At 57.9% G+C, this 24071-nt stretch carries 21 protein-coding genes and 1 other RNA gene; 10 read left to right on the forward strand and 12 right to left on the reverse strand.

Features of this window, described 5'->3' with window-relative positions; translation table 11 throughout:
• Nucleotides 1–348: 348 nt before the first annotated feature.
• The 9 genes from ACW9IR_RS03850 to ACW9IR_RS03890 form a co-directional block, all read right to left on the reverse strand.
• Nucleotides 349–1605: an integrase domain-containing protein gene (locus ACW9IR_RS03850; protein ID WP_457461755.1), complete on the reverse strand. Its 1257-nt coding sequence runs from the start codon at nucleotides 1603–1605 to the stop codon at nucleotides 349–351.
• 183 nt (nucleotides 1606–1788) lie between these two features.
• Nucleotides 1789–2177: a transfer-messenger RNA gene (gene ssrA, locus ACW9IR_RS03855) on the reverse strand.
• Nucleotides 2178–2274: 97 nt separating this feature from the next.
• Nucleotides 2275–2550 (reverse strand): hypothetical protein, encoded by a 276-nt coding sequence (locus ACW9IR_RS03860; RefSeq protein ID WP_016986519.1) that lies wholly within the window; start codon nucleotides 2548–2550, stop codon nucleotides 2275–2277.
• A gap of 207 nt (nucleotides 2551–2757) precedes the next feature.
• A complete protein-coding gene (locus ACW9IR_RS03865; protein WP_110718990.1) occupies nucleotides 2758–3039 on the reverse strand; it encodes a hypothetical protein in 282 nt (93 codons plus the stop codon).
• 130 nt (nucleotides 3040–3169) lie between these two features.
• A complete protein-coding gene (locus tag ACW9IR_RS03870) occupies nucleotides 3170–5980 on the reverse strand; it encodes an FAD-binding and (Fe-S)-binding domain-containing protein (RefSeq protein WP_457461758.1) in 2811 nt (936 codons plus the stop codon).
• Nucleotides 5977–6648, reverse strand: coding sequence for a LutC/YkgG family protein (locus ACW9IR_RS03875; RefSeq protein ID WP_457461759.1), 672 nt, complete (start codon nucleotides 6646–6648; stop codon nucleotides 5977–5979). The genes ACW9IR_RS03870 and ACW9IR_RS03875 overlap by 4 nt, the downstream gene beginning before the upstream one ends.
• On the reverse strand, nucleotides 6648–8102 hold the full coding sequence (locus tag ACW9IR_RS03880) for a LutB/LldF family L-lactate oxidation iron-sulfur protein (RefSeq protein ID WP_093435718.1): 1455 nt from the start codon (nucleotides 8100–8102) through the stop codon (nucleotides 6648–6650). The genes ACW9IR_RS03875 and ACW9IR_RS03880 overlap by 1 nt, the downstream gene beginning before the upstream one ends.
• Entirely contained in the window at nucleotides 8099–8923 is an 825-nt protein-coding gene (locus ACW9IR_RS03885; protein ID WP_223025720.1) for a (Fe-S)-binding protein, read from the reverse strand. Before ACW9IR_RS03885 ends, ACW9IR_RS03880 begins: the two co-directional genes overlap by 4 nt.
• Nucleotides 8924–9072: 149 nt before the next feature.
• A complete protein-coding gene (locus tag ACW9IR_RS03890) occupies nucleotides 9073–10767 on the reverse strand; it encodes a lactate permease LctP family transporter (protein ID WP_457461762.1) in 1695 nt (564 codons plus the stop codon).
• Nucleotides 10768–11029: 262 nt separating this feature from the next.
• On the opposite strand from ACW9IR_RS03890, the gene ACW9IR_RS03895 reads away from it, so the two are divergent.
• Nucleotides 11030–11797, forward strand: a complete 768-nt coding sequence (locus ACW9IR_RS03895; RefSeq protein WP_007915207.1) for an FCD domain-containing protein — start codon at nucleotides 11030–11032, stop codon at nucleotides 11795–11797.
• 109 nt (nucleotides 11798–11906) lie between these two features.
• Here the strand turns inward: ACW9IR_RS03895 and smpB are convergent, their stop codons facing one another.
• The gene (gene smpB, locus ACW9IR_RS03900; protein WP_008088297.1) at nucleotides 11907–12389 is read right to left on the reverse strand and encodes an SsrA-binding protein SmpB; all 483 of its coding nucleotides are present in this window, start codon (nucleotides 12387–12389) and stop codon (nucleotides 11907–11909) included.
• A gap of 119 nt (nucleotides 12390–12508) precedes the next feature.
• Between smpB and ACW9IR_RS03905 the strand changes: the two genes are divergently transcribed.
• From ACW9IR_RS03905 to ACW9IR_RS03915, 3 genes are read left to right on the forward strand one after another with little or no spacing between them, the layout of a single operon-like run.
• Nucleotides 12509–13912, forward strand: coding sequence for a sodium-dependent transporter (locus tag ACW9IR_RS03905; protein WP_457461765.1), 1404 nt, complete (start codon nucleotides 12509–12511; stop codon nucleotides 13910–13912).
• A 7-nt stretch (nucleotides 13913–13919) separates the two neighbouring features.
• Nucleotides 13920–14354 carry a type II toxin-antitoxin system RatA family toxin gene (locus ACW9IR_RS03910; RefSeq protein WP_016986510.1) on the forward strand — a complete coding sequence of 145 codons (435 nt, stop codon included), beginning with the start codon at nucleotides 13920–13922 and terminating at the stop codon, nucleotides 14352–14354.
• Nucleotides 14347–14661 carry an RnfH family protein gene (locus tag ACW9IR_RS03915; protein WP_457461767.1) on the forward strand — a complete coding sequence of 105 codons (315 nt, stop codon included), beginning with the start codon at nucleotides 14347–14349 and terminating at the stop codon, nucleotides 14659–14661. The genes ACW9IR_RS03910 and ACW9IR_RS03915 overlap by 8 nt, the downstream gene beginning before the upstream one ends.
• A 60-nt stretch (nucleotides 14662–14721) precedes the next feature.
• Here ACW9IR_RS03915 and ACW9IR_RS03920 read toward each other — a convergent pair whose 3' ends face one another.
• Complete coding sequence (locus tag ACW9IR_RS03920) at nucleotides 14722–15249, reverse strand: outer membrane protein assembly factor BamE (protein ID WP_007915215.1); 528 nt, start codon at nucleotides 15247–15249, stop codon at nucleotides 14722–14724.
• 97 nt (nucleotides 15250–15346) lie between these two features.
• On the opposite strand from ACW9IR_RS03920, the gene fur reads away from it, so the two are divergent.
• Nucleotides 15347–15751, forward strand: coding sequence for a ferric iron uptake transcriptional regulator (gene fur, locus ACW9IR_RS03925; protein WP_016771770.1), 405 nt, complete (start codon nucleotides 15347–15349; stop codon nucleotides 15749–15751).
• 74 nt (nucleotides 15752–15825) lie between these two features.
• On the opposite strand, the gene recN is transcribed toward fur, so the two are convergent.
• Nucleotides 15826–17499: a DNA repair protein RecN gene (gene recN, locus ACW9IR_RS03930; protein ID WP_110718997.1), complete on the reverse strand. Its 1674-nt coding sequence runs from the start codon at nucleotides 17497–17499 to the stop codon at nucleotides 15826–15828.
• A 240-nt stretch (nucleotides 17500–17739) separates the two neighbouring features.
• On the opposite strand from recN, the gene grpE reads away from it, so the two are divergent.
• From grpE to carA, 5 genes are all read left to right on the forward strand, one after another.
• Nucleotides 17740–18306, forward strand: coding sequence for a nucleotide exchange factor GrpE (grpE, locus tag ACW9IR_RS03935; protein WP_007915219.1), 567 nt, complete (start codon nucleotides 17740–17742; stop codon nucleotides 18304–18306).
• Between the two features lie 102 nt (nucleotides 18307–18408).
• Nucleotides 18409–20325 carry a molecular chaperone DnaK gene (gene dnaK, locus ACW9IR_RS03940; RefSeq protein ID WP_007915221.1) on the forward strand — a complete coding sequence of 639 codons (1917 nt, stop codon included), beginning with the start codon at nucleotides 18409–18411 and terminating at the stop codon, nucleotides 20323–20325.
• A gap of 297 nt (nucleotides 20326–20622) precedes the next feature.
• Nucleotides 20623–21747 (forward strand): molecular chaperone DnaJ, encoded by a 1125-nt coding sequence (dnaJ, locus tag ACW9IR_RS03945; protein WP_007915222.1) that lies wholly within the window; start codon nucleotides 20623–20625, stop codon nucleotides 21745–21747.
• 9 nt (nucleotides 21748–21756) lie between these two features.
• A complete protein-coding gene (gene dapB, locus ACW9IR_RS03950) occupies nucleotides 21757–22563 on the forward strand; it encodes a 4-hydroxy-tetrahydrodipicolinate reductase (protein WP_102900730.1) in 807 nt (268 codons plus the stop codon).
• 257 nt (nucleotides 22564–22820) lie between these two features.
• Nucleotides 22821–23957, forward strand: coding sequence for a glutamine-hydrolyzing carbamoyl-phosphate synthase small subunit (gene carA, locus ACW9IR_RS03955; RefSeq protein ID WP_007953761.1), 1137 nt, complete (start codon nucleotides 22821–22823; stop codon nucleotides 23955–23957).
• The last annotated feature ends 114 nt before the right edge of the window (nucleotides 23958–24071 follow it).

The following is a 24071-nucleotide window of genomic DNA, read 5'->3' on the forward strand; positions in this document are numbered from 1 at the left end:
AACGCTCTACAATGCTCGGAATCGTCGTCACCTGCTCCTCGTGAGGCGTTGGTGTACTCCGCGCTCGACTCGCGATCAACCGGGACATCGGGGAGCGCAATTGACGTAGAAGACCTTGGATCTCGGTAGCTCTAGATAGATTTATGACCTTTTGTAAGATCGTCGAGCGAGCTACTTCAAGCGTTGCTGCGAAGCCTTCCCGACCGCAGCGGCGTTAGCGGAAAAGTAGGATCGATACTTGTGGTGTTGTGGTGGCGACGGCCGCCGCCAGTGTGTCGCCTCACACGTGGTCAGAGGCGACGAGGGTTGTCGCCGCTGTCGCCGTCGTCGCCATCAAGTTGACTCTGTTTAACGAATCGAGACGACTTTCTGGCTTCTGTTTTCATGGATTGCTGCTATTGAAAAGTCACCCGTGGCCGCCTTTTGAATGTGCTCGCTCCACCAGGCCATCATTGGGCGTCGACGCTCAATGTAGTCCGCGCGGTTGTAAGCGCTTCTAACCTCATCTTTGTCGACATGAGCCAGGGCAACCTCAATCAATTCGGCGTCCCAGGCATGCTCGTTCAAGATGGTGCTCGCCATGGAGCGCATTCCGTGGCTGACGAGTCGCCCCTCAAACCCCATCCGTTTCAGCGCCATGTTTGCGGTCTGGCTGTTGCAATGGGTGCGGGGATTACGGTCGGCGGGAAACACGTATTCCCTGTGTCCGCTGTAGGGCTTGATCGCTTCCAGAAGCGCCAAAGCGTGCTTCGTGAGCGGAATGATGTGGGAGCGACGTTTCTTCATGCGCTCCGCTGGGATCGTCCAGATCTTCTTATTGAAGTCGATGTCAGCCCATCGGGTGGTTGCAGCTTCTGCCGGCCGAGTCATCGTGTGGAGCTGCCATTCGATGAGGCATCGGGTGGTTCTTTTGATGCTGGCGTTGGCAATTGCCACCATGAGGTCATTGAGCTCATCCGGGGGCAATGCCGCCATGTTTTTCTTCTTTGGTTTTTTGAAGACCGATCGAATTCCGCTCAAGGGGTTGGCATGAATGAGTCCGTAGTTCACCCCGTAAGTCATGATTTCGTTGAGGCGTTGGGTCAGGCGCTTGACCGTTTCCAAGCTGCCTTTGGTTTCAAGTGGCCTAAGCAACTTGATGACCTGAGGCGCGCTGATTTCAGAAATTGGGGTGGCGTGTAGATCCGGGAAGATGTGCAACGTGAGCGAGCGCCAAATGTCTTCAGCGTAGGCGGTGGTCACGGAGTCTTTCTTGAGTTCAAACCAGGCTGTCGCGACGTTTTGAAAGGTGTGCTCTGTCGCAGCTTTTTTTGCTTGGCGATCTGCATCGCGTTGCTCTTTCGGGTCCAGTCCCTGGGCAACCAGCTCCCTGGCTTCAACCGTGCGTTTACGCGCATGAGCCAGGCTGAGCTCCGGGAATGTTCCCAGTCCCATGTTGATTCGTTTCTTGGTCACGGGATGGATGTAGTTGAAATTCCAAAGCCTCGAACCGTTGGTTCGGACTCGTAACTGAAGGCCATCGCCGTCGGTCAATGTGTAGTCTTTGTCCTTGGGCTTGGCGGCTTTGATTTTTAGGTCTGAAAGGCGTGTGGCTCGGGCTCCCATGGGTACTCCAACGCTGTTTGTGTATTCCAAAATTTACCAGTCACGGGCTTGGAATACGCCTTGGAATACATTTCAAAATGGATCTGCCTGAAGCGCTGTGGAGCTCAATGGCCCTGAAACCCCCGTATTTACTGGATTTCAGGCACAAAAAAAGACGTCCGTGGACGTCTTTAGATGATGAAGTGGTGGAGCCGGGGGGATTTGAACCCCCGTCCGCCAGTACTCCGCTGTCGGTACTACATGCGTAGCCGTGTCTATTAAGTTAACCCTCAGCGACCCGACGGGCAGGGTGCTTTGGGCGAGTTGTGTAAGTTTTAGCCGCTTCGTCCACAACGTACTGCACGGCGATTCTGTTCTATATGACAATCATTTTGGGTTTACAGACATCCCCTGATGATTGCTGGACCCGAAGGTACCAGGAGCATTGTCAGCTGCAATTAAGCAGCGAGAGCAACACCGTATTGGTCGTCATTGGCAACTATAAGTAGTTGCAACAGTGGATTTACGACTTCTGTTACCAAGTCGGCATGCACCTAAAGTTTCGCAACCGGCGTCGAATCCTAAACGGCCCCGAACTCATTGCTCAGTACATCTGTTTGAGCAACAAGCCTGCGCAGTGTACGTCAAACGGTGGTGGAAGGCCAACCCGAAGGTTGGCTTCCAGGCGTGTCAGTTACGTGTTGGGTTGCGGATCTGCATTTTCGTGATCATGCCGTTGCTGATCTCAACGCATTTCTTGTCATCCCCGGCAGCTTGAGCCTTCATGGCATCTTCCTGCGCAGTCTTGACGTTGTTCAGCGAGGTCTCCGGAATAGAAGGCTGGCTGGTGATGAAGTCTTTTATGGTTTGAAGATTCCCGGCACACAGGTCTTTGTCTGCCGCAAACACCGGCGACGCCAGAAGTGCACCAGCGATGAACAGTCCAGCAATTGCAGAATGCTTCATGGGTATCTCCTTGAGCGATGGGAGCTCGGTGCTGCCGGACGGTCTGGCGGCTATGCCGAGGTCATGCCAGGCCGCGTTTGTGTCGGGCCTGTTCAATCGACCGCGACGGCACACAAGAATTCGTTTTTTTTTATATCTGGTATGAAACGGCCAGCGCACCAAACCCCGAGGCGATGACGCCAATCTAAATGCTGGTCAGCTAATGGCTCATTTTTTTGTGTCGCCCGTACTTTTCTGGATTTCCAGAAGGGTTTGCTGGGTTTCCACGAGGCATTCGTCGGTCTTGCCTTGGGCCTTGAGGGCTTGGGCTTTACTCACACTGGCTGAGACGCGCGCATTCAAGTCCGGTGACGTCTGATATTGCGACTTGGCACTTTCGATTTGATTCAAATTGGCATCGCACAGGCTGCCTGGCTTATCAGCGGCAAACGAAGTAGACGCCATCACCGAGGCAGTAACGAACAGACCGAGCAGTACAGAACGTTTCATGTGAATCTCCTTTCGCTGAGGGATCCAGACTTCGCTGACCATAAGAACCGGTCACCGAAAGAAGGAACGGCCTCGAGTGTTCGAGGCCTGTTCTGTGGACTGCGGTCTCGCGCAAGGGTTCTGATTTTCTTCAGCCGGCCTTTGCCTGAGTGACCCGATCCACCAGATAAACCAGGCCGTGATAGTCGATGCCGCCGTGTTGCGTCAGGCCGATTTCACACGTGCGACTGGTGGAAATCCCCTCGCTGCAATGTTGCACCGCGTCCTTGAGCGTGCGCAGGGAATGGCTGTTCAGCTCCGGTGTGGTGAAGCCCTTGTCGCCGGCAAATCCGCAGCAATGAATCCCTTCCGGAATCACTACGGTTTTGCTGCACTTGCGCGCCAGATCAATCAGCGCCTGGCTTTCACCAAGGTGCTGAGTGCTGCAGGTCACGTGCACGGCAATCGGTGCGTCTTGTGGGGTGAATTCCAGTCGATCAAGAAGGTGCGTACGGATAAAGCGCACCGGGTCGTACAGATCCAGACGGGTTTCTCCTACGTCCTGAACTAGGCGCAACGTGCACGGACTGGTGTCGCAGTAGATCGGATCGAGCCCGCCGCGACTGGCGTGCAACAGGGCGCTGATCAACTCCTGGCGCTTGTGCTCGGCCTGTTCGGCATAGCCCTTGGAAGCGAATGGCTGACCGCAGCAGAGATTGTCCAGATTGTCCGGGAAGACCACTTGGTAACCGGCCTTTTCCAGCAGTCCACGGGTTTTGTCGTAGAGCGACATTTGCTCTTTATTACCCGCCGCAGGACCCATGACTCGCGAGACACACGCTGCGAGATACACCACACGCGGACGTTCGTCTGAGACGCTGGGGCTGAAGCGAATGGCCTTCTCTGGCTGCGGCATCGCATTCGTCCACAACGGCACTTGGCCTTTGGACAGCCGCGTAATGGTTGCCGAAAGTTTCGCCAGACGCGGTGCGCCAAGCATCATTCGCGCACCGTTGGCCACATGCAAAGTGAAGCGTGCACCTTGCAGTGTCTTGGCAAAATTTCCTTCAATCCAGTCAGCCGTTTTCTGATGCGTCGCGTGTCGGCCACGCAGCTTTTTCACCAGCTCACCGGTATTAATTCCTACGGGGCAACGTTGAGCGCACAGACCAGTGGCGGCGCAGGTTTCGATGCCTTGGTACTCGTAGGCTTTTTCCAGTTCGGTGGTGTCGACACCTGCACGTTTTTTCGCCTGAATATCGCGCCAGATCACAATGCGCTGGCGCGGACTCAGGGTCAGTCCTTTAGATGGGCAGACCGGTTCGCAGAAACCGCATTCGATGCACTTATCCACAATCTCATCGGCTGCTGGCAGCGGTTTCAGGTGCTTGAGGTGGATCTGCGGATCTTCGCTGAGCACCACGTCCGGGTTGAGAATGCCGTTCGGATCGAGCAGACGTTTGAGCTGCCACATCAACTGATAGGCGTCGCTGCCCCATTCCAGTTCCACGAACGGCGCCATGTTGCGGCCGGTGCCGTGTTCGGCTTTCAACGAGCCACCGAATTCCACCGCAACCAGTTGCGCGACATCGTCCATGAACGCTTGATAGCGTGCGACTTCTTCCGGATTGTTGAAGCCTTGGGTGAAGACGAAGTGCAGATTGCCTTCCAGCGCGTGTCCGAAAAGGATCGCCTCATCGTAGGAATGTTTGTCGAACAGTTCGATCAAGCGATTCACGCCAATGGCAAGTTGTTCGACCGGGAAGGTCACGTCTTCGATGATCACCGTGGTCCCGGTTTTGCGCACGGCGCCAACGGCAGGGAAGGTGTCTTTGCGGATAGCCCAGAGCTTGGCGTTCTCGGCAGGGTCTTCAGTGAAGTCGACCTGCTTCTCCACCGGGAAACCTCTGAGCGAGGCCATGATTTGCGCCAGTTGTTCCTGCAGCAGTGCGGAAGTCGCCGCGCGGGATTCGATCAGCAATGCGCAGGCATTGTTCGACAGTTGTTGTACGAAAGCGGGCATGCCCGGTTTGTCCTGCACCGAGCGCAGGCTGCGCCGGTCCAGCAGCTCAACTGCAGACACCGGTTGGCTTTTCAGCACGGTGACCGCGTTGCAGCAGGTCTCCACATCCGGAAACACGATCAGTGCCGACGCCTTGTTCGGATGATCGATCACGGTGTCGTAGGTCACTGCGCTGATAAAACCGAGGGTGCCTTCGGAGCCGACCAGCAAGTGGCTCAAGATATCCACAGGCTCATCGAAATCCACCAGGGCATTCAGTGACAAGCCGGTGGTATTTTTCAGACGGTATTTGTGGCGGATTCTTGCAGCCAGTTCGGCGTTGGCGCGGGTCTCGCGGCCCAAGGTAGCCAAGCGCTCCAGCAACTCGCCGTGACTGTTGCGAAACGCGGCGACACTGGCAGCGTCTTCGGTATCCAGACGTGTGCCATCGGCCAGCACCAGGCGAATCCCGGCCAGCGTGTGGTAGGTGTTTTGCGCGGTGCCGCAGCACATGCCGCTGGCGTTGTTGGCGACGATCCCGCCAATCTTGCAGGCGTTGATCGAAGCCGGATCCGGGCCGATCTTGCGCCCGAACGGTGCCAGCCACGCGTTGGCCTGTGCGCCGATCACACCGGGTTGCAGGCGGATTTGCGTGCCTTGGCCACGAATCTCGCGCGCGTTCCAGTTATCCCCAAGCACTATCAACACGGAGTCGCTAATCGCCTGGCCGGACAGACTGGTGCCGGCCGCACGGAAGGTCACTGGAACATGGTCGCGCTGAGCCAGTTTCAACAGGCCAACGACTTCATCTTCAGACTCGACGCGGATCACTAGTTGCGGAATCAGCCGATAAAAACTGGCATCCGTACCAAAGGCCAGAGTCGATAACGGATCATCAAAGCGGCGCTCCGCCGGAATCAGTTGTTGCGCATCACGCAGGAAATTCACTGGTAGCGTCATTGGTCCTCCAGGATCAGAACCACGAGGTCTTTCGGGCCGTGTGCGCCGTAAGCCAGCACTTGCTCGATGTCAGCGGTTTTCGACGGACCGGACACCAGCAGCGCGTTGGTCGGCATGCCTTGCGCCCATTCGAATTCCTGTTGCACCTGATAGAAGTTGTCGCGGATTTCACTGGCCTTGAGCAGGGCGAAATGCACCGGCGGCACCAGACTCATCAGTCGTGGTTCCTCGCGGGTTGGCCACATAATCAAACTGCCGGTAGCGGCGATGGCTCCGAGGGTGCCGGTGAGGCTGGCCGGGGTGTCGTTGAACAGTTCGGCTTTCCACTCTTCCATCGGCCGGTCGTAGGATTTCAGTGTCGGCAGATCAGGATTGTTCGCCCAATGCTGTGTGATTTTCTGCCCGTGTGCTGTCGTCGGCGCGATCAACAAACTCGGCAACTGACGATCACGCAACAATTGCGCAAGCAGTGCCGGCCATTCTGCGCTCGAGGTCAGGTGGATTTCGGTGTGCACCTCTTCCATCAGTTTGCGCAGTTGCGGGATGCGTTGTTCGGCGCTGTAGGTGTAAGGCTGCGTCACCAGATCGACGTCGAAGTCGTCGGCAATCGGCGTGGCGCCAGTCAGACTTTTCCGCAGCTTGCCGAGGATATTTTGCTTGGCGCTCATCAGCGGTCTCCCTGTTTGGCCAGATGCTCGCGGGCCATGTCGTGCAGTGAGCGAGCGGCGGGTTTCGGCGCGCTGTGGTTTTGCGTCCAAGGGCCGACGTTGCTCGGCGTCAGCGCACGCAGGCGCGTGGCGAAGAATCCGAACAACCGATACAGCGTCGGAGAACTGTTGAGTTTCGCCCAAGCGTTCCAGATGAAGCGTTCTTTGCGCGAATACTTGCTGCCCTGACCGCGCATCACTTGATTCGGGCTGTCAGGGGCTTTGACGTTTTCTTCGCGCAGGCGTCGCAGGATCGCCGGGATAGGAATTTTTACCGGGCAGACTTCACCGCATGCACCGCACAGCGATGACGCGCTCGGGTGATCCGGAACCTTGGCCAGACCGACCATGTGCGGGGTGATGATTTTGCCGATTGGCCCCGGATACACCTCGCCATAGGTGTGGCCGCCGACGCGGGTATAGACCGGGCAATGGTTCATGCAGGCGCCGCAGCGGATGCAGTTCAGGGTCTGGCGCAATTCACTGTCGGCGAAAGCCTGGCTGCGACCGTTGTCGAGCAGGACCAGATGGACTTCCTGTGGGCCGTCGAGTTCGTGCTCCTTGCGCGGGCCGGAGATCATGTTGACGTAAGTGGTGATCGGAATGCCCAGCGCCGAGCGCGTCAGCAGTGACAGCAGCGGCACCACGTCACGCAGGTTTTCCACGACTTTTTCGATACCGGTGACGGCGATGTGTACCGGCGGCACGGTGGTGGTCATGCGCCCGTTGCCTTCGTTTTCCACCAGCAGCAGGGTGCCGGTTTCGGCCACGGCGAAGTTGACACCGGAGACGCCGATGTCCGCTTCGAAGAATTTCTGTCGCAGGACTCTGCGACCGATCTGAATGAGTTGGTCAACGTCCTTGGTGTATTCCACGCCAAGTTTGTCGTGGAACAAGGACGCGACCTGACCGGCATTCTTGTGGATCGCCGGCATAATGATGTGTGAAGGCTTCTCGTGGTCGAGCTGGACGATGTATTCCCCCATATCGGACTCCAGACATTCAATGTCCCGAGCCTCGAGGAAATGGTTCATCTCCATCTCTTCGCTGACCATCGATTTGCCCTTGATCACTTGCCGCGCCTCGTGAGCGCGGATGATCGATAAGACGATGCCATTGGCCTCGTCCACCGTTTCCGCCCAGTGCACTGTCACACCGTTGCGGGTCAGGTTCTGTTCCAGTTGCTCGAGCAGGTCGGGCAACTTGGACAGCGCGCGGGCCTTGATCGAATTGCCCAGTGCGCGCAAATGTTCTCTTTCGTGGGCATCACTGAAAGCCGCTGCCCGCTTGACCATCAGTGAGTCCATGGCAGTACGGAAGTTGTTCCGCAGCTGCTGATCACCCAAGGCGTTGTGTGCCCGGGTGCGGAAATCTTCTTCTACGGCGACCGTAGGAATAATCGCGGAAGTGCTCATTGCGCACCTCCGGTTCGTTGCCACAAGAAGCTGGCGAGATGTTGCCCGCGCAGCGCTTCTTTTTGTTTCTCCAATGCGCCGTTGATGTTCATCAAACAGCCACAGTCGGCGCTCAACACCTTGTGCGCGCCGGAATCCTTCAGTGCTTTGGTCTTGTCAGCCACCATCGCGCCGGAAATGTCTGGCATACGGACGCTGAATGTTCCGCCGAAGCCACAGCATTCGCTTTCGTGGTCATGGTTGACCCGTTCCACGTTGCTCAACTGCGCCAACAACTCGCGGCCGTGCAGGTGGGTGTTCATTTCGCGGCGTGCCGAACACGAGGTATGCAGCGCGACTTTGACCGGTGCGCCGCTGTCCTTGAGCTGCACTTTGCAGACGAACAGCAGAAACTCGGCCAGTTCATAGGTACGGGCCGCGAGGGCCTGAACCTGTTTCAACGTCTCCGGCTCGTCCTTGAACAAGTCGGCGTAATGCTCGCGCAGCATGCCGGCGCAGGAACCCGACGGCACCACCACCGGATAATCCCCGGCAAACAGCGCCAGTTGCGAGCGCGCTACCGTCCGCGCCTGCTCGGTGTAACCCGAGGTGTAGGCCGGTTGGCCGCAGCAACTTTGCCCTTGCGGATACTCGACCCGGATCCCTTCGCGCTCCAGCAAGTGGATCGCGTCCATCCCGGCTTCGGGGTAGAACAGGTCGACCACGCACGTGCCGAACAGGTAGACCCGCGCCGGTTTCTCGCTGGGGTATTGCCGAGGTTCGGGCAGTGGCGGTGCCACGCGGGTCGCGTTCGGCACGGCGTTGTAAAAAAGCTCGCTCATCAGGCGTGTCTCCGGGTGGTCCCGGTTATCCGTCTGTGCGGCTGCTGAATATAGAGGCCGTTGCTTTCAGCAGCCTTACAGACCGGGTTGTGAATTGCTGACGCCGGCATCACGAACAGGCGTCGGTTTTTTCAATGTTTCTTGTAGGTTTAGTGCACCAGCATGCCGGTGAACCAGTAGGCCTGAGCCAGGGTGATCAAACCGACAATCGTTGCAAAGAATAGGCTGTGCTTGAGGGTGAAGCGGAACAGATCCGATTCCTTGCCCACCAGCCCGGTCGCGGCGCAGGCCACGGCGATCGATTGTGGCGAGATCATCTTGCCGGTCACGCCGCCGCTGGTGTTCGCTGCCACCAGCAGGGTGTCGTTGACGCCGATCTGGTGAGCGGTGGTCGCTTGCAGCGAACTGAACAGGGCGTTGGACGAAGTATCCGAACCGGTGAGGAACACACCGAGCCAGCCGAGGAATGGTGAGAAGAACGGGAAAGCCGCGCCGGTTCCGGCCAATACCAAGGCCATGGTCGAAGACATACCGGAGTAGTTGGTGACGAAGGCGAACGCCAGCACCATGCCGATCGACAGGATTGGCCAACGCAGTTCGTAGAAGGTCTCTTTCAAAGTGGTAAGACCAGTTTTGAAATTGATCTTCAAGACCAGCATCGAGATCAGCGCGGAGAAGAAAATCGCCGTGCCGGTCGCGGAAATCGGGTCGAGTTTGAACACCGCCGGGATTGCCGTTGGAGCCGCCACGATCGGTGCGGTTTTGATCACCAGTTGATCAAGGTGCGGGATCGCGAAGTTGAACACCCAGCTGTACATCGAGCCGCCAGCGGCGAACATCGCTTTGAAAGGCTTCAGTGTCCAGATGGTCACCAGCACGGTGAGGATCAGGAAAGGCGACCAGGCCTTGAAAATTTCCCCGAGGCTGTAAGGCGACGCCACGGTAGTGCGCTTCTGGCCGAAGCCGCCGACGCTGGCGGTGACCACCGAAGCGGACACGGCGCCGGCGATGTGTTGGCCGGCGGCGCGTTTTGGCTGCCAGATTTTCAGGAACAGAGTCAGCGAGATCAGGCTGGCCAGCGCCGAAGTGATGTCCGGCAATTCTGGCCCGATGAAGTTCGAGGTGAAGTATTGGGTGATGGCGAAGCTCAGGCCCGCCACCAGTGCAGCTGGCCAGGTTTCACGCACACCGCGCAGGCCGTCCATCATGAACACCAGCCAGAACGGCACGAACAGCGACAGCAATGGCAGTTGGCGACCGGTCATGGCGCCGATCTTGAACGCGTCGATGCCGGTGACTTGGCCGGCAACGATGATCGGAATCCCCAAGGCGCCAAACGCCACCGGCGCGGTGTTGGCGATCAGGCACAGGCCGGCGGCGTACAGCGGGTTGAAGCCCAGGCCGACAAGAAGTGCGGCAGTAATCGCCACCGGCGCACCGAAACCGGCGGCACCTTCCAGGAAAGCACCGAAGCAGAAACCGATCAGCAGCACTTGCAGGCGCTGGTCGTCAGTAATCGATAGCACCGAACTGCGAATGACCTCGAACTGACCACTTTTGACCGTCAGTTTGTAGAGGAATACCGCCGCGACAATGATCCAGGCAATCGGCCACAGACCGTAGGCGAAGCCATAACCGGCGGCGGCGAAGGCCATGTCGACCGGCATCTGGAACGCGAAGATCGCCACGGCAATCGACAGGGCGAGGGTGATGCTCCCGGCCACGTGGCCTTTGAGGCGGAACACCGCCAATGCGAGGAAAAAGAACACGATGGGGATGACGGCCGCGAGTGCGGATACGCCGAGACTGCCGAGCGGGCTGTATAGCTGTTGCCAGGTTTGCATATGGGGTGGCCCCTAATTGTTGTTGGTCAGGCACTGTCAGCGTTCTTGGATAATTGGTAATACCAATTTACAATCGCTGTTGGCTAGGGTAAAAGCCTTGATGGCGGTGTGTCAATTTGCCGCGCTAAAACTTTTGTCGAACAAGCGGTGCAGATCGCATCTGATCCGGTTTCGGCAAGTAGCGTCTGGTAGGTGTCGACAAGGCGCCGATAGGCCAGAATAGAGAGCCCGGCGAGCGGTCGGGATCGTGGAGAAATGAGTTATGGGGTTTGATCAGATACGTCAGCGCCGTTTGTCTGACGATATTGTCGAGCGACTTGAGGGGATGATCCTTGAGGGCACGCTGAAGTCCGGTGAGCGGCTGCCGGCGGAGCGCACGCTCGCCGAACAATTTGGCGTATCACGGCCGTCGCTGCGCGAAGCGATTCAGAAGCTCGCGGCGAAAGGGCTGCTGGTCAGTCGGCAGGGTGGCGGCAATTATGTGGTGGAAAGTCTGGGCTCGACGTTCAGTGATCCGCTGTTGCAGCTGCTAGAAAGCAACCCCGAGGCACAACGCGATCTACTGGAATTTCGGCACACTCTGGAGGCATCGTGCGCCTATTACGCCGCATTGCGCGCTACGGATGTGGATCGCGAGCGCTTGACCGCAGCGTTCGAAGAGCTGCAGGACTGCTATTCGCGCCACGATGAAGTCAGTCGGGCAGAGGAGGGCGCGGCGGATGCGAAATTCCATCTGGCAATTGCCGAAGCCAGCCATAACGCGGTGTTGCTGCACACTATTCGCGGGCTGTTCGATCTGCTCAAACGTAATGTGGTCACCAACATCGGCGGCATGTACAAGCAGCGCACGGAAACCCGCGACATGCTGATCACCCAGCATCGGGAATTGTATCTGGCGATTATCGAAGGTCGTGCGGAGCAGGCGCGGGAAGTTTCCAGCCGACATATTTTGTATGTGCAGGAGGTGCTGGAAGAGGTGCGGCAGGAGGTTCAGCGCATGGCCCGGGCGGAGCGGCGCAAGGGGATGTGATTTTTTAAAGCAAAAGATCGCAGCCTGCGGCAGCTCCTACAGGGAAAGGCGAATCCCAGTGTAGGAGCTGCCGAAGGCTGCGATCTTTGCTTTCAAGGGGGGGGGAAGACTAGTCTTCCTTGCCCTTGTTGCGCACCGCACGCTGCAGTTCACGACCGGCGTCGCGCTCGCGTTCGGTGTCACGCTTGTCGTATTCCTTCTTGCCCTTGCCCAGAGCAATTTCGCACTTGACCATGTGCTTGCTCCAGTACCAGGACAGGCAGACGCAGGCGTAACCCTTTTGCTGCACCATCGCTGCAAGCTTTTCCAGCTCGCGGCGGTTGAGCAGCAATTTGCGTGTGCGCACCGGGTCAGCGATGACGTGGGTGCTTGCGGTCATCAGAGGCGTGATGTGGCTGCCGAGCAACCATGCTTCGCCATCCTTGAGCAGGACATAGCTGTCGACCAGCTGTAGCTTGCTTGCCCGCAGACTTTTTACTTCCCAGCCGGCCAGGACCAGACCAGCCTCGAACTTATGCTCGATGAAGTAATCGTGTCGCGCCTTTTTGTTCTGCGCGATGGTCCCTGTTGGGTGTTTCTTCTGTTTAGCCATAGGGGCGGCATTATATGGAGATAAACCGCTGTCGGCTACGGTGATGCTGCGTGCTTGAGCAGGTTGAGTGAATCCCGGACAATGCGGCCTCTTTTTCTAACGCTTGGGCGTGATAAACGATGTCGACAGACAAGGTTTCTGTCCACGGCAGTTGGGCTAGCCGCTGGGTATTCATACTCGCCGCGACCGGTTCGGCCGTGGGACTGGGTAGTATCTGGAAGTTCCCCTACATGGTCGGGGTCTACGGCGGCGGTGCGTTTGTACTGATGTTTCTGGCGTGCATCGCACTGATCGGCATCCCGGTCATGCTCGCTGAAACCCTGATCGGCCGGCGCGCCCGGCAAAGTCCGGCGAACGCCTTGAAGGTGCTGGCGCTGGAAGCCGGACATTCGGGCAAGTGGTCGTGGGGAGCGTTTGCCGGGATGATCACGGCCTTGCTGATCCTGTCTTTCTATAGTGTGGTCGGCGGCTGGTCGCTGGACTACATCGTCGACATGGGGCGCGGCGACTTCCAGGGCGCGACGGCCGATCAGGTCGGCGCTTATTTCGGCAATGTCATCTCCAATCCATGGCGCCTGACACTTTGGCACACGATTTTCATGCTGCTGTCAGCCTATGTGATCGCCAAAGGCGTGGTTGCCGGACTTGAGCGCAGCTTGCGCATCATGATGCCGCTGCTGTTCGTGATGATCCTGGTATTGCTGGGTTACAGCATGACCACCGGGCATTTCATGGAAGGCGTGCATTTCATGTTCGACTTCCACCCGGAAAAAGTCCTCGACGGCTTGCTGCCAGCGATGGGCCACGCGTTCTTCTCGCTGAGCGTCGGTGTCGGTTCGATCATGATCTACGGCGCTTACATGCCAAAGACCTCTTCGTTGTCCGGTACAGTTGTCGGCGTGGCACTGCTCGATACCTTCGTGTCGCTGGTCGCCGGTCTGGCGTTGTTCCCGATTGTGTTTGCTGGAGGCCTGAATCCTAGCGAGGGGCCTGGCCTGATGTTCGTCAGTCTGCCATTTGCCTTTGGTAACGTGGCGTTCGGTCAGTTGATGGGCGTGGTGTTCTTTGTGCTGGTGGCGATCGCTGCTTGGAGTTCGGCGATCTCCCTTCTGGAGCCGATGGTTGCCTATCTGGTTGAGCGCACCAAAGTCAGCCGCGCGTGGGTGACTTTCTGGCTTGCCTTCACTTGCTGGTTCGTCGGTCTGGGCACGGTGTTCTCCTTCAATATCTGGAAGGAAGCCAAATTTTTCGTGAACGAAGGCGGGATGTTCCATCTCTACCAATGGGGTGCGCAGAGCGGTCTGGACTTCTTTGGAGTGATCGATTTCTTCACCTCGCGGATCATGTTGCCGCTCGGTGGCCTGTGTTTCGTGCTGTTTGCCGGATGGGTGATGGCGCGTGAAGCGGTACGCGACGAGTTGTCGATCCGCAACCCGGCACTGTTCGCCCTGTCTTTGTTCTTGATGCGCTACGTGGCGCCCATCGGCATTCTTGTAGTGTTTGCCGCTCAGCTCTGGAAGTAACGCTCACATGACGACACATATTCAACGATCGGCATTGCTGCCGTACCCAGCGCAGTTTCTCTACGACCTGGTCAACGACGTCGCGCGCTACCCGGAGTTTCTGCCGTGGTGCTCCTCCGCTGAAGTGCTGGAAAGTTCGCCGGAACATATGCGCGCCAGTGTCGGCGTGGCCAAGGGCGGTCTCAGTCAGCATTTTGTGACGCGCAATACGCTGGTGCCGGGGCAGTCGATCGAGATGAACCTGGAAGAAGGGCCGTTCAACCAGTTGCACGGCGTCTGGGTGTTCAAGGTATTGAACGAGAAAGCCTGCAAGATCAGCCTGGATCTGTCGTTTGATTACGCCGGGCCACTGGTGCGCGCGACGTTGGGTCCACTGTTCAATCAGGCCGCCAATACGCTGGTGGACGCGTTCTGTCAGCGTGCCAAGCAGATGCATGGTTGAGCCGGTGATCGAGATAGAGGTGGTGTACGCGGCCGTGGATCGTCAGGTTTTGCGCTCGGTTAGCGTAAATGACGGCGCAACGGTGCGGGCTGCGGTGCTTGCATCGGGTATTGGTAGCGAGTTTCCTGAGCTGAATCTGGCGGAGTGTCCATTGGGCATTTTTGGCAAAGTGGTTGCTGATCCGGATTCGCGGGTAATTCGGGCGGGGGAGCGCATCGAGATTTACCGCCCATTGCTGGCCGATCCAAAAGAGGTTCGCCGTTTGCGTGCGGCGAAAGCAGCTGAAGCCAAGGCTCGAAACGTGTAAAAAGCCAAATCGCAGACAATAAAAAACCCGGAATTTCCGGGTTTTTTATTGCCTCGCAAATTATTGCGGCGAGGTGTCCAGCGGCTCTGGTGTCGGAACCGGAACGGTTTCTACACCATCGACGTCCTTCTGGATCTGATCCAGCAAGGAACCTGGCTTCACCGGTTTTTCCGGTGTTGGCTTCTCGGCGTTTTCAGCAGGAGCGGTCACTGTGGTGCCACTGTCCTTGCCGAGAATGGCTTCGTCACGGCTTACGCCCGGCATGAAGTCACCGGACAGGCTGACAAGCTGGTCGTTTGAGTTGAAAATAACGCTGATGCGTTCCTGTTGGCGTTCACCGCCACCCGGTTGCAGGCTGTACAGATAATCCCAGCGATCGGCATGGAACGTGTCGACAAGCAGAGGGTTACCCATAATAAACCGTACTTGCGGCCGGGTCATTCCCGGGCGTAACTGGTCTATCATGTCCTGCGTGACGACATTGCCCTGCTGGATGTCGATTTTGTAAACCCCGGGGAATGAACAACCGGCGAGTGCGAGCAGTCCCACAAAGGTGAAACTGGTTAGCAAGAGCTTGGTGTTTTGCATCGGTGGGCGACTTCCACTATCTTGGCTGGGACAACGTAAACGCCGATCATACCCGCATTAAGAGAAGCTGCGAAGCAGCATCGCGAGAAAGCTGACCATGGTTGAAAATAGCGAACTACGCAAAGCCGGCCTTAAAGTGACCCTGCCACGGGTCAAGATCCTGCAAATGCTCGACTCCACCGAGCAGCGTCACATGAGTGCCGAGGACGTCTATAAGGCGTTGATGGAAGCTGGCGAGGACGTCGGTCTGGCCACGGTTTACCGTGTTCTGACCCAGTTCGAAGCGGCTGGCCTCGTGGTCCGTCACAATTTCGACGGTGGCCACGCGGTATTCGAATTGGCCGATGGTGGTCACCACGACCATATGGTCAACGTGGAGTCGGGTGAAGTCATCGAATTCTTCGACGAAGAAATCGAAAAACTTCAGAAGTCTATCGTCGAGAAGCATGGCTTCGAGATGGTTGATCACAACCTGGTGCTATACGTGCGCAAGAAAAAGTAAGCATGTCGCGCGAATTTCGGTTCGCGAAACGAGCGAAGGCGACCCAAGGGTCGCCTTCGTGCTTTCTGCCATCTTTAAACTTTTGCGGTGACGACCATTTTCTTGGCGTGGGCCAGGGACTCCTTGGTTAAGTCGATGCCGCCGAGCATTCGCGCCACTTCTTCTATACGGTCATTTTTGCTCAATTTGGAGACGGCTGTGTGCGTTGCCTCTTCGCCCCGAACCTTGTGTACGAATAAATGTTGATGCCCTTGCGCCGCTACTTGGGGCAGGTGAGTCACTGTCAGTACCTGGCCGCGTTCGCCGAGGCGGCGCAATAACTGGCCGACGATTTCAGCGGTCGGGCCGCCGATGCCTACGTCTACTTCGTCGAATACCAGTGTTGGCACACGAGACGTTTGCGCGGTGATGACCTGAATAGCCAGGCTTATCCGTGACAACTCGCCACCGGATGCCACTTTCGCCAGCGCCTTCAGCGGTTGGCCGGGGTTAGCGCTGACCAGCAGTTCAACCTGTTCCAGTCCATTAGGTAGCAGTTCGTCGCTGCAGTTGGCGCGCAACTCAATGGTGAAGCGCCCACCGGGCATGCCCAGTCGCTGAATCTCCTGCTCAACCGCGCTGGCGAGGCTGCCGGCAGCACGATGCCGCAAATCGCTCAGTTCCCGGGCCTTCTCCTGATAGTGGCGGGCATAGGAGGCCAGTTCCTCACCCAGACGCTCAATGGATTCGTCATTGGCGTTGAGGGTTTCGATCTCATCCAGCAATTTCTGCTGCATTTCGCCGACTTCGGTGGGTTGAATCCGGTGTTTGCGTGCCAGGGTATAGATAGCGTCGAGGCGTTCTTCCAGATATTGCAGGCGCGCCGGATCGGCATCGAAGTTATCGAGGAAGCGATTGAGTTCGCCAACGGCTTCTTCTACCTGAATCTGTGCGCTGGTGAGCAAACTGCTGGCTTCGCCCAGTGCGCCAACGGAATTGTTCACGCTCGACAGGCGATTAAGGCTGGCGGTCAGCGCGTTCAGCACATTACCGGAATCGCTCTCGCTGCATTGCTCGACCACTTGCCGGCAAATGCCCAGCAGCGTCTCGGCGTTGGTCAGGTTTTTGTGTTCCTGCTCCAGTTGCTCAAGTTCGTTATCGCCGAGACCGAGGTTTTCCAGTTCTTCGAGTTGATAGCTCAGCAATTGGTGGCGCGCGCGTTGTTCGTCGCCGGAATTGGAGAGACGCTCCAGCTCTTGACGAGTCTGGCGCCAGCGCTGGGCGGCGAGCTGAACCTGGCGGGCCAGGTCGGTAGCGCCGGCGTACTCGTCCAGCAGGCGGCGATGAGTATCGGTTTTCAGCAGGGACTGGTGTTCATGCTGGCTGTGGATATCGATCAACAACTCGCCCAATGACTTGAGGTCGCCGAGCGGGCAGGGGGTGCCGTTGATGTAGCCGCGTGAACGACCTTCCGAGGTGATCACCCGGCGCAGAATGCACGGGCCATCGGTCTCCAGATCGCGCTCGGCCAGCCATGTGCTGGCTTCAGGGATGTCCGCCAGATCGAAGGTCGCGAGGATGTCGGCCTTGTCGGCGCCGGGGCGAACCACGCCGCTGTCGGCACGATCACCGAGGGTCAGGCCCAAGGCATCGAGCATGATCGACTTGCCGGCGCCGGTTTCACCCGTGATCACGCTCATCCCGCGATCAAGTTCGAGATCGAGATGTTCAACGATGGCGTAGTTATGTACGGACAGGTGCACCAGCATAAAGGCCGCTCCCAAGCTAAAGGTCTGGTTATTTATACAGTGTTTTGTTTCGCGCTGACAATGCCCTCCCTTAGGTCGATTTGCTTGAACCGAAAATCTGCTTAGCGCATTGAGGAATGAAGATTCGACACTTTTTTGTAGGGTTAATGTTTGAAGGCCCTTGAAGCCTGATTTTGCGGCCCCATATATCGGGGCAGAAGCGCGAGTCAGGCTCGCGGACGAAATTGAAAGGAGAATTCTATGGCTGACGAACAGACAGTAGATACGCAAAACCCAGAAGCCAATCAGGCGCCCGAAGGTTCGGGTGATGACCTGGCGACCCGTGTACAAGTGCTCGAAGAGCAATTGGCCGCCGCGCAGGATCAATCTCTGCGTGTTGCTGCCGATCTGCAGAACGTCCGTCGCCGTGCCGAGCAGGATGTCGAGAAGGCGCACAAGTTTGCCTTGGAAAAATTCGCGGGCGACCTGTTGCCGATCGTCGACAGCCTGGAGCGCGGCCTCGAGCTGTCGAACCCGGACGACGAAAGCATTCGTCCGATGCGTGAAGGCATCGAGCTGACGCTGAAAATGTTCCACGACACCCTCAAGCGTTATCAGCTGGAAGCGATCGACCCGCACGGCGAACCGTTCAACGCCGTTCAGCATCAGGCGATGGCCATGCAGGAAAGCGCCGACGTAGAACCGAACAGCGTTCTGAAGGTGTTCCAGAAGGGCTACCAGCTCAACGGTCGCCTGCTACGTCCGGCCATGGTTGTGGTCAGCAAGGCGCCTGCGCCAATTTCGCCTTCGATTGACGAGAAGGCTTGAAATTAGCCGCAAGGCCCCCATTTAGAAGTCAAGCGTTTAAGTATTACCGCAGTTAGCCACCACTGCTGCGGCAAAAAAATCCAAAGTTTCGGGAGAGTTAACATGGGCAAAATTATCGGTATCGACCTGGGGACCACCAACTCCTGCGTCTCCGTGCTGGAAAACGGCAAAGCAAAAGTTATCGAAAACGCTGAAGGCGCGCGTACCACGCCGTCGATCATCGCTTACGCCAACGATGGCGAAATCCTGGTAGGTCAGTCGGCCAAGCGTCAGGCTGTGACCAACCCACACAACACTCTGTACGCGGTAAAGCGTCTGATCGGTCGTCGTTTCGACGAAGAAGTTGTGCAGAAAGACATCCAGATGGTCCCTTACAAGATCGTCAAGGCTGACAACAACGACGCCTGGGTTGAAGTGAACGGCCAGAAAATGGCACCGCCACAAATCTCGGCTGAAATCCTGAAAAAGATGAAGAAGACCGCCGAAGACTACCTCGGCGAGACCGTGACTGAAGCGGTGATCACCGTTCCGGCCTACTTCAACGACAGCCAGCGTCAGGCGACCAAAGACGCCGGCCGCATTGCTGGTCTGGACGTAAAACGTATCATCAACGAACCAACCGCAGCTGCTCTGGCTTACGGTATGGACAAGGCCAAGGGCGATCACACCGTGATCGTTTATGACCTGGGTGGCGGTACTTTCGACGTTTCCGTGATCGAGATCGCTGAAGTTGATGGCGAGCACCAGTTCGAAGTTCTGGCCACCAACGGTGACACGTTCCTCGGCGGTGAAGACTTCGATATTCGTCTGATCGACTACCTCGTTGACGAATTCAAGAAAGAAAGCGGCATGAACCTCAAAGGTGATCCGCTGGCCATGCAGCGCCTGAAAGAAGCCGCTGAGAAAGCCAAGATCGAGCTGTCGTCCGCTCAGTCGACCGACGTCAACCTGCCGTACATCACTGCAGACGCGACCGGTCCTAAGCACCTGAACGTGAAAATTTCGCGTGCCAAGCTCGAAGCACTGGTTGAAGACCTGGTTCAGCGCACCATCGAACCTTGCCGCATCGCCATGAAAGACGCCGGTCTGGACGTTGGCGCGATCAACGACGTGATTCTGGTCGGTGGTCAGACCCGTATGCCGCTGGTACAGAAGCTGGTGACCGATTTCTTCGGTAAAGAAGCACGTAAAGACGTTAACCCGGACGAAGCTGTTGCCATGGGTGCTGCGATTCAGGGCGCCGTTCTGGCCGGTGACGTGAAAGACGTTCTGCTGCTCGACGTTAGCCCGCTGACCCTGGGTATCGAAACCATGGGCGGCGTGATGACCGCGCTGATCGAGAAAAACACCACGATTCCTACCAAGAAATCGCAAGTGTTCTCGACTGCCGACGACAACCAGGGCGCTGTGACCATTCACGTGCTGCAGGGCGAGCGTAAGCAAGCCACTCAGAACAAGTCCCTGGGCAAGTTCGACCTGGCCGACATTCCACCAGCTCCACGTGGTGTGCCGCAGATCGAAGTGACCTTCGACATCGACGCTAACGGCATTCTGCACGTTGGTGCGAAAGACAAGGCGACCGGCAAGACTCAGTCGATCGTGATCAAGGCCAACTCTGGTCTGTCCGACGAAGAAATCGAGCGCATGGTGCGTGACGCCGAAGCCAACGCTGAGGAAGACCGCAAGTTCGAAGAGCTGGCCGCTGCCCGTAACCAGGGCGACGCACTGGTTCACTCGACGCGCAAAATGATTGCTGACGCGGGCGATAAAGTCACCGCCGAAGAGAAGACTGCGATCGAAGCCGCTGTGGTTGCTCTGGAAGCTGCTGTCAAAGGCGACGACAAGGCCGCTATCGAAGCGAAGGTTGAAGAGCTGTCGAAAGTCTCCGCTCCGGTTGCTCAGAAGATGTACGCCGAACAGGCTCAGCCAGCTGATGGCGCAGCCCCGCAAGGCGAATCGGCTGAGAAGGCTGACGACGTTGTCGATGCAGAGTTCGAAGAAGTCAAAGACCACAAGTAAGTTGTTGGTCGGCCGGTTGACTGCCTTTAGGCAGTGACTGGTAGGATGTCGCCGCGCGGGAGCTAGCTCCCGCGTTGGCGTATCTGGAATACGCGAATTTTTACAGCATGCGACAAGCCTCGCGTGTTGGCGGTATGGCCGGGAATGCTCCTGCTTTTCGTGCCGAAAGTACCGCAAGAAACAAAGACCAGGATCGTTGAATTGACGTGAGTTGGGTCCGGGCCTGTATTGGGGCTCAACGAGTTTGGCCATCCTCAGGAGGGGTTTGCCGAACGTCCTCAAGAGTGCAGAAGACTTATGGCAAAGCGTGACTATTACGAAGTGTTGGGTGTTGAGCGCGGCTCAAGCGATGCGGACCTGAAGAAGGCTTACCGTCGTCTGGCGATGAAGCACCACCCGGACCGTAATCCCGATGACAAAGCGTCGGAAGAAATGTTCAAAGAGGCCAATGAGGCCTACGAAGTGCTGTCCGACTCAAGCAAGCGTGCGGCGTACGATCAGTACGGCCATGCTGGCGTCGACCCGAGCATGGGTGGCGGTGGCGCCGGTTTCGGCGGTCAGAACTTCTCGGACATCTTTGGTGATGTCTTCAGTGATTTCTTCGGTGGCGGTCGCGGCGGTTCCCGTGGCGGCGCTCAGCGTGGCAGCGACTTGCGCTACACCCTGGAGCTGAATCTGGAAGAAGCGGTGCGCGGCACGACCGTGAATATCCGCGTTCCGACACTGGTCAACTGCAAGCCGTGCGATGGTTCCGGCGCGAAGAAAGGCTCGTCGCCATCGACCTGCCCGACCTGCGGTGGCATCGGTCAGGTGCGTATGCAGCAAGGCTTCTTCTCGGTGCAGCAAACCTGCCCGCGTTGCCATGGCCAGGGCAAGATCATTTCCGATCCGTGCGACTCCTGCCACGGTGACGGTCGCGTTGAAGAGTACAAGACCCTGTCGGTCAAAGTGCCGGCTGGTGTCGATACCGGCGACCGCATTCGTCTGTCCGGCGAAGGCGAGGCGGGCACGCAGGGTGGCCCGACGGGCGACCTGTATGTGGTCATCAATGTCCGCGAGCACGACATTTTCCAGCGCGATGGCAAGCATCTGTTCTGCGAAGTGCCGATCAGCTTCGTCGATGCGGCGCTGGGCGGCGAGCTGGAAATTCCGACCCTCGACGGTCGCGTCAAACTGAAAATCCCTGAGGGTACTCAGACCGGCAAGCAGTTCCGCGTACGCGGTAAAGGCGTGGCGCCGGTGCGTGGCGGTGGTGCGGGCGACTTGATGTGCCGTGTGGCAGTCGAGACTCCGGTCAATCTGAACCGTCGTCAGCGCGAACTGCTGGAAGAATTCCGCAGCTCGCTGGCTGACGACAATAGCCATTCGCCAAAAACCACTGGTTGGTTCGACGGTGTGAAGCGCTTCTTCGGCGATCTGTAAGGAGTCGGCATGCGACGTATAGCTGTGATGGGCGCTGCTGGGCGCATGGGCAAGATTCTGGTCGAAGCCGTGCAGCAGCGCGCGCCGCTGACCGGTTTGACTGCGGCCGTGGTTCGTCCCGGCAGCACGCTGATCGGCGTCGATGCCGGTGAGCTGGCCTCGCTGGGTCGTATCGGCGTGCCGCTGTCCGGGCATATCGAAGCCGTGGCTGAAGAGTTCGATGTATTGATCGACTTCACCCTGCCGGAAGTGATGCTGAAAAACCTCGCGTTCTGCCGCAAGGCCGGCAAGGCCATGGTCATCGGCACCACCGGGCTGGACGCGACGCAAAAGCAGTTGCTGGTCGAGGCGGGCAAGGATATCCCGATCGTGTTCGCGGCCAATTTCAGTGTCGGCGTCAATCTGTCGCTGAAACTGCTCGATATGGCGGCGCGCGTGCTGGGTGATGAGGCGGATATCGAAATCATCGAGGCGCATCACCGGCACAAGATCGATGCGCCTTCGGGTACGGCATTGCGCATGGGTGAGGTGATCGCCAGTGCGCTCGAGCGTGATTTGCAGAAAGTCGCGGTCTACGGTCGCGAGGGTCATACCGGCGCACGCGAGCGTGAAACTATCGGTTTTGCCACCGTGCGCGGCGGTGATGTGGTCGGCGATCACACGGTGCTGTTCGCCTGCGAAGGTGAACGTCTGGAGATCACGCACAAGGCGTCGAGCCGCATGACGTTCGCCAAGGGCGCGGTGCGTGCCGCGTTGTGGCTGGACGGTCGCGAGCCGGGTCTGTACGACATGCAAGACGTGCTCGACCTGCGTTGATACACTGCTGAACCCGGCGCAGACGCCCTGTTTGCGCTGGTTTTTCTCCGCTTGGCGACGACCTGTCGCATTCTCCGGCCTTTTCGGCTCTTTAGCGGTGGACCAAAAAAGCCTTTTTCTGTAAGCTACAGCTTTAGTGTGTCCACTAAAAGCGCGCAGAATAATTCAGTGAAGAAGCGGGGTGACGTGTCCATACGTCACTCCGCTTTTTTACAACCTGCGATCGCCCTTTCATGCGTTATTTACGGGAGGTCTTCTTGACTAAGCCAGCCATACTTGCCCTTGCTGATGGCAGCATTTTTCGCGGCGAAGCCATTGGTGCCGACGGTCAAACCGTTGGTGAGGTGGTGTTCAACACCGCAATGACCGGCTATCAGGAAATCCTTACCGATCCTTCCTACGCCCAACAGATCGTTACCCTGACTTACCCGCACATCGGCAACACCGGCACCACGCCGGAAGACGCCGAGTCCGATCGCGTCTGGTCCGCTGGCCTGGTCATCCGTGACCTGCCGCTGGTAGCGAGCAACTGGCGTAACACGATGTCCCTGTCCGACTACCTGAAAGCCAACAATGTTGTGGCAATCGCCGGTATCGACACCCGTCGCCTGACCCGCATCCTTCGTGAAAAAGGCGCACAGAACGGCTGCATCATGGCCGGCGACAACATCTCCGAAGAAGCGGCCATCGCCGCTGCGCAAGGCTTCCCGGGCCTGAAAGGCATGGATCTGGCGAAAGTCGTCAGCACCAAGACTCAATACGAGTGGCGCTCGACTGTCTGGGACCTGAAAACCGACAGCCACGCGACCATCGAAGCCTCCGAGCTGCCTTACCACGTGGTTGCCTACGACTACGGCGTCAAGGTCAACATCCTGCGCATGCTGGTCGAGCGCGGCTGCCGCGTTACCGTGGTGCCTGCCCAGACCCCAGCCGCTGATGTGCTGGCACTGAAGCCGGACGGCGTGTTCCTGTCCAACGGCCCTGGTGATCCGGAGCCATGCGACTACGCGATCAAGGCGATCAAGGAAGTGCTGGAAACCGAAATCCCGGTATTCGGCATCTGCCTCGGTCACCAACTGCTGGCACTGGCCTCCGGCGCCAAGACCCTGAAAATGGGCCACGGCCACCACGGTGCCAACCACCCGGTGCAGGATCTGGACACTGGCGTGGTGATGATCACCAGTCAGAACCACGGCTTCGCGGTCGACGAAGAAACCCTGCCAGCCAACGTGCGTGCGATCCACAAATCGCTGTTCGACGGCACCCTGCAAGGCATCGAGCGCACCGACAAGAGCGCTTTCAGCTTCCAGGGTCACCCTGAAGCGAGCCCGGGCCCGAACGATGTCGCGCCACTGTTCGACCGCTTCATCAACGAGATGGCCAAGCGACGCTAAGCGTTCGCCTTGAGACTGTAGAGAGAAGCCCCTCGAGGGCGGCCCCGACACCGGTGGCCCCCTCGAGACTTCAGAAATCGATCAAGACGGCTTGCCGACTGACCTGCGGATTTG

It is taken from the genome of Pseudomonas sp. SDT291_1_S447 (genome assembly GCF_054070155.1).

Excerpts from the sequence above, each read along its gene's own strand:
- ACW9IR_RS03850 (WP_457461755.1), bottom strand. The coding sequence starts at position 1,605 with ATGGGAGCCCGAGCCACACGCCTTTCAGACCTAAAAATCAAAGCCGCC.
- ACW9IR_RS03860 (WP_016986519.1), bottom strand. The coding sequence starts at position 2,550 with ATGAAGCATTCTGCAATTGCTGGACTGTTCATCGCTGGTGCACTTCTG.
- ACW9IR_RS03865 (WP_110718990.1), bottom strand. The coding sequence starts at position 3,039 with ATGAAACGTTCTGTACTGCTCGGTCTGTTCGTTACTGCCTCGGTGATG.
- ACW9IR_RS03870 (WP_457461758.1), bottom strand. The coding sequence starts at position 5,980 with ATGACGCTACCAGTGAATTTCCTGCGTGATGCGCAACAACTGATTCCG.
- ACW9IR_RS03875 (WP_457461759.1), bottom strand. The coding sequence starts at position 6,648 with ATGAGCGCCAAGCAAAATATCCTCGGCAAGCTGCGGAAAAGTCTGACT.
- ACW9IR_RS03880 (WP_093435718.1), bottom strand. The coding sequence starts at position 8,102 with ATGAGCACTTCCGCGATTATTCCTACGGTCGCCGTAGAAGAAGATTTC.
- ACW9IR_RS03885 (WP_223025720.1), bottom strand. The coding sequence starts at position 8,923 with ATGAGCGAGCTTTTTTACAACGCCGTGCCGAACGCGACCCGCGTGGCA.
- ACW9IR_RS03890 (WP_457461762.1), bottom strand. The coding sequence starts at position 10,767 with ATGCAAACCTGGCAACAGCTATACAGCCCGCTCGGCAGTCTCGGCGTA.
- ACW9IR_RS03895 (WP_007915207.1), top strand. The coding sequence starts at position 11,030 with ATGGGGTTTGATCAGATACGTCAGCGCCGTTTGTCTGACGATATTGTC.
- smpB (WP_008088297.1), bottom strand. The coding sequence starts at position 12,389 with ATGGCTAAACAGAAGAAACACCCAACAGGGACCATCGCGCAGAACAAA.
- ACW9IR_RS03905 (WP_457461765.1), top strand. The coding sequence starts at position 12,509 with ATGTCGACAGACAAGGTTTCTGTCCACGGCAGTTGGGCTAGCCGCTGG.
- ACW9IR_RS03910 (WP_016986510.1), top strand. The coding sequence starts at position 13,920 with ATGACGACACATATTCAACGATCGGCATTGCTGCCGTACCCAGCGCAG.
- ACW9IR_RS03915 (WP_457461767.1), top strand. The coding sequence starts at position 14,347 with ATGGTTGAGCCGGTGATCGAGATAGAGGTGGTGTACGCGGCCGTGGAT.
- ACW9IR_RS03920 (WP_007915215.1), bottom strand. The coding sequence starts at position 15,249 with ATGCAAAACACCAAGCTCTTGCTAACCAGTTTCACCTTTGTGGGACTG.
- fur (WP_016771770.1), top strand. The coding sequence starts at position 15,347 with ATGGTTGAAAATAGCGAACTACGCAAAGCCGGCCTTAAAGTGACCCTG.
- recN (WP_110718997.1), bottom strand. The coding sequence starts at position 17,499 with ATGCTGGTGCACCTGTCCGTACATAACTACGCCATCGTTGAACATCTC.
- grpE (WP_007915219.1), top strand. The coding sequence starts at position 17,740 with ATGGCTGACGAACAGACAGTAGATACGCAAAACCCAGAAGCCAATCAG.
- dnaK (WP_007915221.1), top strand. The coding sequence starts at position 18,409 with ATGGGCAAAATTATCGGTATCGACCTGGGGACCACCAACTCCTGCGTC.
- dnaJ (WP_007915222.1), top strand. The coding sequence starts at position 20,623 with ATGGCAAAGCGTGACTATTACGAAGTGTTGGGTGTTGAGCGCGGCTCA.
- dapB (WP_102900730.1), top strand. The coding sequence starts at position 21,757 with ATGCGACGTATAGCTGTGATGGGCGCTGCTGGGCGCATGGGCAAGATT.